This window comes from Yoonia sp. (genome assembly GCF_042093035.1).
Lineage (GTDB): Bacteria > Pseudomonadota > Alphaproteobacteria > Rhodobacterales > Rhodobacteraceae > Yoonia.
Window position 1 is genome coordinate 21,063 of record NZ_JBELFI010000020.1, and the last position, 8,391, is coordinate 29,453.

Annotated in this window: 9 protein-coding genes; 2 read left to right on the top strand and 7 right to left on the bottom strand. The window is 56.7% G+C overall.

The genetic code is table 11. The features are described from left to right. Window positions 1-153: 153 nt before the first annotated feature. The 5 genes from ACFDSS_RS04870 to ACFDSS_RS04890 form a co-directional block, all read right to left on the bottom strand. The gene (locus tag ACFDSS_RS04870) at window positions 154-2,607 is read right to left on the bottom strand and encodes an FAD-dependent oxidoreductase (RefSeq protein WP_375254639.1); all 2,454 of its coding nucleotides are present in this window, start codon (window positions 2,605-2,607) and stop codon (window positions 154-156) included. A 14-nt stretch (window positions 2,608-2,621) separates the two neighbouring features. Beyond that, window positions 2,622-3,008: a GFA family protein gene (locus tag ACFDSS_RS04875; RefSeq protein ID WP_375254640.1), complete on the bottom strand. Its 387-nt coding sequence runs from the start codon at window positions 3,006-3,008 to the stop codon at window positions 2,622-2,624. A gap of 11 nt (window positions 3,009-3,019) precedes the next feature. Then, window positions 3,020-3,586, bottom strand: a complete 567-nt coding sequence (locus ACFDSS_RS04880) for a helix-turn-helix domain-containing protein (RefSeq protein ID WP_375254641.1) — start codon at window positions 3,584-3,586, stop codon at window positions 3,020-3,022. A gap of 97 nt (window positions 3,587-3,683) precedes the next feature. Beyond that, window positions 3,684-4,163: a GAF domain-containing protein gene (locus ACFDSS_RS04885; RefSeq protein WP_375254642.1), complete on the bottom strand. Its 480-nt coding sequence runs from the start codon at window positions 4,161-4,163 to the stop codon at window positions 3,684-3,686. Between the two features lie 9 nt (window positions 4,164-4,172). After that, complete coding sequence (locus ACFDSS_RS04890) at window positions 4,173-5,228, bottom strand: alcohol dehydrogenase family protein (RefSeq protein ID WP_375254643.1); 1,056 nt, start codon at window positions 5,226-5,228, stop codon at window positions 4,173-4,175. A gap of 130 nt (window positions 5,229-5,358) precedes the next feature. Between ACFDSS_RS04890 and ACFDSS_RS04895 the strand changes: the two genes are divergently transcribed. Next, the gene (locus ACFDSS_RS04895) at window positions 5,359-6,933 is read left to right on the top strand and encodes a gamma-glutamyltransferase family protein (RefSeq protein ID WP_375254644.1); all 1,575 of its coding nucleotides are present in this window, start codon (window positions 5,359-5,361) and stop codon (window positions 6,931-6,933) included. On the opposite strand, the gene ACFDSS_RS04900 is transcribed toward ACFDSS_RS04895, so the two are convergent. Further along, the gene (locus ACFDSS_RS04900; protein WP_375254645.1) at window positions 6,930-7,322 is read right to left on the bottom strand and encodes a hypothetical protein; all 393 of its coding nucleotides are present in this window, start codon (window positions 7,320-7,322) and stop codon (window positions 6,930-6,932) included. The genes ACFDSS_RS04895 and ACFDSS_RS04900 overlap by 4 nt on opposite strands. Before the next feature lie 68 nt (window positions 7,323-7,390). Then, entirely contained in the window at window positions 7,391-7,924 is a 534-nt protein-coding gene (locus ACFDSS_RS04905) for an NADPH-dependent FMN reductase (protein ID WP_375254646.1), read from the bottom strand. A gap of 118 nt (window positions 7,925-8,042) precedes the next feature. Here ACFDSS_RS04905 and ACFDSS_RS04910 point away from each other — a divergent pair. Then, on the top strand, window positions 8,043-8,391 hold a 349-nt coding region (locus ACFDSS_RS04910; protein ID WP_375254647.1), incomplete at its 3' end, for a thiamine pyrophosphate-binding protein.

The window sequence follows — 8,391 nt, forward strand, 5'->3', positions numbered from 1 at the left end:
CAGGTGACCCATGCGGGCCCATCGTTTGAACGGAGTGATGGTTTTAAGTTCAAGGAGCGGAGTTGTGATGACGGCGTGGCGGCATCCAAAGTCACAGTCGCCACGCACCTTGAAAGGTGCATGGCGACTGATCTGTTTTCGCAGACGTCAGCATCAGGCGCGGATGCGGTCGTTACGGGGATCCCACAAAGGCTGATCTTCCTGAACGGTTGCACTGTGGCGCTGGCCGTAGATTTCAATCTCGACCTTGGCTCCGGGGGTAATCACGTCCGCGCGCAGCATGCTGAGCGCGATAGATTTGTTCACGCGGTAGCCCCAAGCCCCCGAAGTCGTTTCGCCAACAACTTCGCCGTTTGCCCAGACGGGTGACATGTAAGGTGCATCCTCTTCCCCGGGATTATCCAGAACCAAGGTCGCAAAGCCTTTTTTCCGTCCACTCTGCTTTTCGGACTGGATCGCGGCCTTGCCGGGGAAGTCCTGGGCTTTGTCGAGCTTGATAAACCGCTCCATACCACTTTCCAGCAATGTATAGTCGGTCGAAAGATCACCCTTCCAAGCGCGATAGCCTTTTTCGATGCGCAGCGCATTCAACGCAAACATACCGAATGGGGTAGCACCGGCCGCGAGGACCGCGTCGTAAAGTGCGGGTATCTTGTCCATGCGCGCATGTATTTCCCAACCCAGCTCACCCGCAAAGCTGACACGGGCCAATTTGCAAGGCGTTCCGGCAACGGTGGCAGATTGATGCGTCAGCCAGCCAAGGCTGAGATCGGCGTCAGTACCCACGGCAGTGAAAAGCTCACGTGCTTTGGGGCCGCTCACGATCAAGGTGGAAAATTCGCGGGTGATGTCCTTCAAAGTCAGCCCATCCGGCAAGGCATCATTGAGAATTTCGTAGTCATGCCATTGCGCAACCGCTGCCGTGATGAGTGTGAAGTGATCCTCCGCATGGCGGATCAATGACATCTCGGTCAGCAATCGCCCGCGACTGTCCGGAAAATAGGCAAGGTTCATCCGGCCGATCTTTGGCAGCGCACCTGCGATCAGCCCACGCAGATATTCCGCTGCACCTTCGCCGGACAAATCAAAGCGCGAAAACCCCGGCAAATCCAGCACGCCAACCCCATCGCGCACGGCCTCGCATTCTTCCTGCACGCGGATGCGCCATGGGCCGTCGCGGCGCCATGTTTCGGTTGCTTGAAGTGAGGTATCATCACCAGTTTTGGCGAACCAGTTTGCGCGCTCCCAGCCATTGTAGGCACCCATCTGACCGCCCAGTTCGCGCACTTTGGCATCGACCGGAGACAGTTTCTTATCGCGTCCGGCAGGCCACATCTTATGCGGAAAATGCATGCCGTATTCGTGGCCGTAGATTTCCAGAGCCTTCTGGTGGCAATAGTCCTGATCGGTGTAATCGGTGTAGCGGCGTGGGTCGACGGCCCACATGTCCCATTCCGTTTGACCGTCCACGATCCATTCAGCCGCGACTTTGCCAGCGCCGCCGCCTTGGGTGATGCCAAATGTAAAGACGCAGGCCTCAAACGCGTTCTTGACGCCGGGCATCGGGCCGAGCAACGGCAATCCATCGGGTGCATAGGGGATGGGTCCGTTGATGACGCGTCCAACACCAGCAGTACCCAAAAGCGGCACGCGGGCCATTGCGTCTTCGATATACCATTCCAGACGCTCCAGATCGTCAGGATAGAGCTGGAAGCTGAAATCATCAGGCTGCGGATCATCCGGTGTCACCCAATGGGCCTTACAATTCCGTTCATAGGGGCCGAGGTTCAGACCGTTTTTGTCTTGGCGCAGGTAGTAAGAAGAATCGACGTCCCGCAACAAAGGCACTTTGTGGCCGTTCTGCTCGGTCCATGCCTTCAGCTCAGGAATTTCATCGGTCAGGAAGTACTGGTGGGACATTGTGACCATCGGCACCGTGCGCCCGCCGTATGGTTTGAACCATTCCCCGATCTGCTGGGCATAGTAGCCGCCCGCGTTGACAACCTTTTCGCAATCGATGTCACCCTTTTCAGTGTGAACAGTCCATGTTCCATTCGGGTGCTGCGTGACGCCGATGGCACTGCAAAACCGCTCAATCTTCGCTCCCATCTGCCGCGCGCCCTTGGCCAGCGCCTGCGTCAACTGTGCGGGATCAATATCACCGTCGTCCGGGTCATAAAGGGTGCCTTCCAGATCGTGGGTCTCAAGGAAGGGATACATCTCTTGCGCCTCATCGGGCGTCATCAGTTTCAAGTTCAGGCCTTGATAATTGGCCATACCCATTGCGCGGGCAAATTCCTGCATCCGTTCTTTGGAATGCGCCAAACGGATGGAGCCGGTGACGTGGTAATTCATAGGGTAATCGACTTCTTCAGCCAGTCCCTTGTAAAGACCTAGTGAATAACGCTGCATATTCATGACGGCCCAAGAGGTGCTGAACGACGGGCAGTTGCCCGCCGCGTGCCAGGTGGAGCCAGCGGTCAATTCGTTCTTTTCCAAAAGCACGCAATCGGTCCAGCCTTTTTTTGCCAAGTGGTACAGGGTGGACACACCCACAACACCGCCTCCGATAATTACAACGCGTGCCGTTGTCGGGAAATCAGCCATATCTCTCGCTTTCTTCAGTCGGGGATGTGCGGGGCATCATCCGGAATTGTGTAGTAGTCGCCGCGATCTGCGGCAAAGATATGCTTAGCAGGCGTCATCCCTGTAGGCAGGTCAAGGGAGCCTGCGGCAATGCCGAGGTGATTTGCGCCAATTGGTTGGTAAAAAAGGCTCGACCCACAGGTATTGCAGAAACCCCGCCGGCTGTGTGCGGATGACTGGTACCATGCCAAGCTGTCCTTTGCGGTGAAGTGGACGTCGGTGATATCTGCACGCGTGGAGGCCCAGTAATGGCCGCTGATCCGGCGGCACTGGCTACAATGGCAAAACGTGACCGTGCGGCGCATCTGGGACACCTCATAAGCGACGGCGCCGCATTCACAACGACCAGTTATGTTTTGCATGTGCTTGACCTCTAGTAGATCGGGGGCGCAATCACCCAAATGATTTCACATGTCTCATCGTAGGGATTGGCCCATTGGAACTTTTGACCGCGCAGCCGAAAACTGTCTCCGGCAGAGAGTGTGAACGGGTTACCGTCAATCCAAATATCGAACTGTCCACGGATCAGATAGCAGACCTCCTGGGTCGGCCGGCTGAGGGGCTCTTTCAGCCGTGAATGAGGCGCGAAAGACGAATGAATCACCTCGAAATCATCCGTGAGATCTGGGGATAAGAGCGCCTCAACCATGCCGTCTGTCCGGCTTCCGATCGGGCGGCGCGCATTGAACCGCACGATCAGGCCCTCCTCACTGTCCAAGCCGTTGGTTTGGAAAAAACTTTTGACAGACACATCGAGCGTTTCGGCCAACTGCTGCAAATCGCCCATATTCGGGCGCGACTTGCCCCGTTCGACCTGACTGAGCCAACCAACAGAGCGACCCAGAGCGTCTGCGAGGTCGACCAGCGTGAATTTGCGTGCCTTGCGGAGCGATCTGATATCCGCGCCCAAGGATGCAACGGTGTCTAGTCTATTCGGCATGTTCCCCCCAAGCCATTATTCTCATGCCGGGAAAAATTCTCAGCAAAATCCGTCTTGCGCGACACGCTAATGTTGTGTGCCACAAAATATCGCCACCTTATGGTGTTTTCTCTAGGACGCTAGGAGGTTTTTCAAAAACATCTCTCAGGATGGCTGAGAGGTTTGTCGCGTCGGTGTCGGTAAAGCCATCTGGTTGATCGCTGTCGATATCAAAAACGGCGATCAAATCACCATCTGCATTCAAAACAGGCAGCACAAGTTCCGACTGTGTGCTGCTGGCGCAAGCGATATGGTCAGCAAACGCATTCACATCCGCCACAAGCTGGACTTGCCGCGTGCGTGCAGCCGCACCGCACACACCGCGCGAAAACGGAATGACCAAACAGCCATGCCCGCCCTGATAGGGCCCGATCTTGAGCATCTGTGGGCCCGTCACACGGTAAAAACCGGTCCAGTCGAAGCGTGAATCAGAATGATGCACCTCGCAGGCAACCGTCGCCATGAGCGCGATAACATCTTCCTCGCCCTCGGTCAGCGCCGCAATTGTTTTCTTTAGGTCGTCGTAGTTCACGCGCATCTGTTGGTCTTAATTTCTGGGGTCAACGGTCAGGACAATCTTGCCAGTGTAGGCCTTTTCTGCAAATGCGACTTGCGCTGCGTTGATGTCGCGCAATGGATATTCAGCCCCGACAAGCGGCGCAATTTTACCGCTTTCTATAAGGCGCACGAGGTTGCCGAACACCTGAGGTTCCAGAACGGTGCAGCCATAAAACTGCAGATCTTTGAGGTAAAGCGTTCGCACGTCCAACGACACCATTGGCCCGCCAACAGCACCGGAAACCGCATAGCGGCCCTTTGGCCGCAGAACGTCCAGCAAAGCGGGAAACTGCGTGCCAGCGACCAAGTCAACGACGACATCCACCGAGTTGTGGCCCAGCACTGCCGCATAGTCTGCATCGCGTTCAATCGAGCGCGCACCGCCCAGATCAAGCAGATCTTGCGCCTTCGCCGCGCGCGTGACCGCTATTACAGTCGCACCCCGCGCTTTCGCCAGTTGGACCGCGGCGGAGCCAACACCGCCGGACGCACCCGTGACCAGGACAGTTTCACCCGCTTGCAACCTTGTGCGCGTCAGCATGTTTTCGGCTGTCGAATAGGAACAAGGGAATGACGCAAGAGCAACATCGCTGAGAGCGCTTTCAACCGCATAGGCATGACGGGCAGCGACAACGCAGTATTGCGCAAATCCACCGTCGCATTCAGAACCCAGAAACCACGGTGGATCACGCATCTCACCTGCCGCCTCGATCAGGCAGGGTTCGACCAGGACGCGCTCTCCGATGCGGGCCGGGTCGACGCCTGCGCCAACAGCGGTGATCCGTCCGCAAACATCAATCCCTTGTATGCGGGGGAACTTCATCGCCTCACCCGTCCAACTGGCGTCATCCGCGGCATTTTCTCCCTTTGAATACCAGCCGATGCGGGTATTGATATCGGTGTTGTTGACCCCCGCGGCGGCAACTGCGATCAACACTTCCCCCGCTTTGGGGGAAGGGCGGGGCAAATCATCGCGCCAAGCAAGGCATTCCGGCCCTCCGTGGCCAGCCAACGCCACTCCAAACATCGTCGTTTCATCTGTCATGTCGTCCCCCGTCGCAGCAACGGACACGCTAGTGTGACAATGACAAAAGCGAAACCCCTTGGTCATTTCTGATTGCACCTGCGCCCCAGCGGTCTAGTTGTTTCCGCAACGATCAAGAAGGACGACCAATATGCGCGATTTCCACAGACCCGGCCGCTCTGCCGTTTACGCAACCAATGGTATGTGCGCGACTTCACATCCGCTTGCCGCGAAAGTCGCGGTGCAAATGATGGAAGCTGGCGGTAACGCGATGGATGGTGCAATTGCTGGCGCCGTGCTTTTGGGACTGTGTGAGCCGCAAATGACGGGGATCGGTGGTGACTGCTTTGTCTTGATGACCCCGCCCGGCGAAGACCGCGTTGTGGCATTGAATGGTTCCGGGCGCGCGCCCGCGGGGATTGATGCCGAAAAGCTGCGGGCGAAAGGTGATACTATCGCGCTGTTTTCCGCCGATGCAGTGACCGTCCCCGGCGCGGTTGATGCCTTCTGCAAATTGTCCAACGATTGGGGCAGGCTGGGGCTAAAGGCAGTTCTGGCACCGTCCATTCACTATGCAGAAGAAGGTATTCCCGTGGCAGAGCGTGTGTCCTCCGACTGGGGGCAATCCACCGCGAATCTGTCAGGTCCAGCACGTGACTACTTCCTCATGAACGGAAAGGCACCTCGACCGGGTCAGGTGTTCCGCGCGCCGCAACAGGCAGAGGTCCTGCGCCGCATTGCAATGGAAGGCCGGGCCGGTTTCTATGAAGGCGAGGTCGCGGAAGATTTCGTATCCAGCCTGCAAGCAGTTGGCGGCACGCATACGTTGGACGATTTTGCGAATACTGCCAGTGACTACACCGACCCGATCGTCGGCGCCTATGGCGGGCTGGACCTGTTTGAGCATCCACCAAACGGGCAGGGTGCAACGGCGATCTTGCTTTTGAACATGCTCAAGCATTTCAACATCGCAGGGATGGACCCTTGGGGATCAGAGCGCGCGCATATCGAAGCAGAGGCTACAAAACGCGCCTATGATGTGCGCAACAATTTCATGGCCGATCCCGACTATATGAGCCGACTGGATTACATGACTTCGCCCGAAACCGCGGAGAAGCTCGCGGCTCTGATCGACCCCAAGCGCGCGATGCCTGCCGGAATGTCGGGGGTTGAGGCAACCCACAAAGACACGATCTATATCACCGTGGTCGATAAGGACCGCATGTGCGTTTCGCTGATTTTCTCGATCTTCAAAGACTTTGGATCGGGCATTGCCTCTGACAAGTTTGGCGTACTGCTTCAGAACCGCGGCGCAGGATTTACATTGGAAAAAGGACACCCCAATGAGGCAGGACCGGGCAAACGCCCGATGCATACGATCATTCCGGCGATCTTGAAGAAGGGCACCAAGGTGCACATGCCTTTCGGGGTGATGGGAGGACAGTACCAATCGACGGGTCACGCGCGTTTCGTGACGAATATCACCGACTTTGGATTGTCACCACAAGCGGCTATTGATGCGCCGCGATGCTTTACCGAAGGCAATGAACTCAGGGTCGAAAACGGCTACAGCGCCGCCGTAAAATCAGAACTCGCGGCGCTCGGACATAACGTGGTCATGCCCGCAACCGCAATTGGCGGCGCGCAGGCGATCATGTTGCATGATGATGGTGTGCTTGAAGCCGGCAGTGATCCGCGCAAAGACGGCTGCGCGTTGGGGTATTAACCCGCGCGCAGCGAGCGCAGGAACAACCCCAGCCCGCCCACGAGCAATGTCAGGATGATAATCAGGTCCAGCACGCTAAGGCGGGCAAACTGGAGTTGCATATTTGCAATGACACCAAACACCAGCGCAATAATTGACATGCCTGCGACGATCCAGCCGAGCCAACTATTTGAATTATAAAAGATAAAACCAATTCCGAAGGCAAGTGGGATCATGATGAAACCACTGGTGACCGGAAAACCGCCCGCGCTAAAAGCCACCGCACCGAGCCCCATATTCGGACGCACGATGATGCTGTTGAGCAAAAGATAGGCACCGCCAATCATCATGATGAGACCTACAACGAACGTTGCCGTTCCGCCGTCGCTCCCGCCTGCGCCTCTGGCCATGTCATTCTCCGATTTCATCGCATTGTTGCAAAGGGTTTAAGGCTGATCTGCAACAAATGCCAGCCGCGCTATCTGATGCGGGCCTTGAGAGCATCCATAAGCTCTGTCAGTGCCTTGATGTAGCGCTCATTGGTGAGCCTGCCACTTTCGTCGAACGCGTTGCCAGCATCGGCCACCAGCACCTCTGGACCTTGCAGAATGTCCGGGCGGAACGCCATCATCGCCAAACGAAGCGAGAATTGTGATCGTTCACCGCCCGCGCGCCCAGCGGCGGCAGACATAATAGCGACAGGTTTGTCTTTCCAAGGCCCGCCCTTGGTGCGGCTGACCCAATCAAGCGCGTTTTTCAACGACCCTGAGATTGCTTTATTGTATTCAGGCGTCGCGATAATGACCGCATCGGCTTGCGCAATCTGGTCGCCCAGTTTCTGAACGGATGCTGGAATGCCGTCCGCGTTCTCCAGATCGCCATTATAGAGCGGCAGATTGATGTCGCCTTCAACGAAGCTGTCCGCGTCAAAAATCGCGGCAGCGTAGCGCATCAGCTTGGTGTTGGTCGAGGCTTTGCGTAGTGATCCTGAGATGCCGAGAAGAGTGGTCATGAGGGCTCCTGTGATGTGTGATGCCAACACTTAGAGCCCCGCGCAGATTTCGCCACCGCAATACTTGCACAGGCGCTGTGCGTGTCCCATTCTGGGGTCTGACAATGAGGGGCGATCAATGATCCGACATGGTGGGAAAATTCTGAGCGATCAGCTTGTCAGGCTTGGCGTGAAACGTGTTTTTTCAGTGCCGGGGGAAAGTTTCCTTGCCGCGCTTGATGGGCTCTATGACAGCGGTATTCCCAATATCGTCTGCCGTCAGGAAGGCGGTGCCGCGATGATGGCTGAAGCCTATGGCAAAATGACGGGTCAACCCGGCGTCTGCTTTGTCACCCGCGGACCGGGGGCCGCGAATGCCTCTGCCGGTGTTCACATCGCTATGCAGGACAGCACGCCGATGGTGCTATTCGTGGGGCAGATCGACAATCGGCACACGGATCGCGAAACCTTTCAGGAAGTTGATTACA

Excerpts from the sequence above, each read along its gene's own strand:
- ACFDSS_RS04895 (WP_375254644.1), top strand. The coding sequence starts at position 5,359 with ATGCGCGATTTCCACAGACCCGGCCGCTCTGCCGTTTACGCAACCAAT.
- ACFDSS_RS04880 (WP_375254641.1), bottom strand. The coding sequence starts at position 3,586 with ATGCCGAATAGACTAGACACCGTTGCATCCTTGGGCGCGGATATCAGA.
- ACFDSS_RS04900 (WP_375254645.1), bottom strand. The coding sequence starts at position 7,322 with ATGGCCAGAGGCGCAGGCGGGAGCGACGGCGGAACGGCAACGTTCGTT.
- ACFDSS_RS04875 (WP_375254640.1), bottom strand. The coding sequence starts at position 3,008 with ATGCAAAACATAACTGGTCGTTGTGAATGCGGCGCCGTCGCTTATGAG.
- ACFDSS_RS04890 (WP_375254643.1), bottom strand. The coding sequence starts at position 5,228 with ATGACAGATGAAACGACGATGTTTGGAGTGGCGTTGGCTGGCCACGGA.
- ACFDSS_RS04905 (WP_375254646.1), bottom strand. The coding sequence starts at position 7,924 with ATGACCACTCTTCTCGGCATCTCAGGATCACTACGCAAAGCCTCGACC.
- ACFDSS_RS04885 (WP_375254642.1), bottom strand. The coding sequence starts at position 4,163 with ATGCGCGTGAACTACGACGACCTAAAGAAAACAATTGCGGCGCTGACC.
- ACFDSS_RS04870 (WP_375254639.1), bottom strand. The coding sequence starts at position 2,607 with ATGGCTGATTTCCCGACAACGGCACGCGTTGTAATTATCGGAGGCGGT.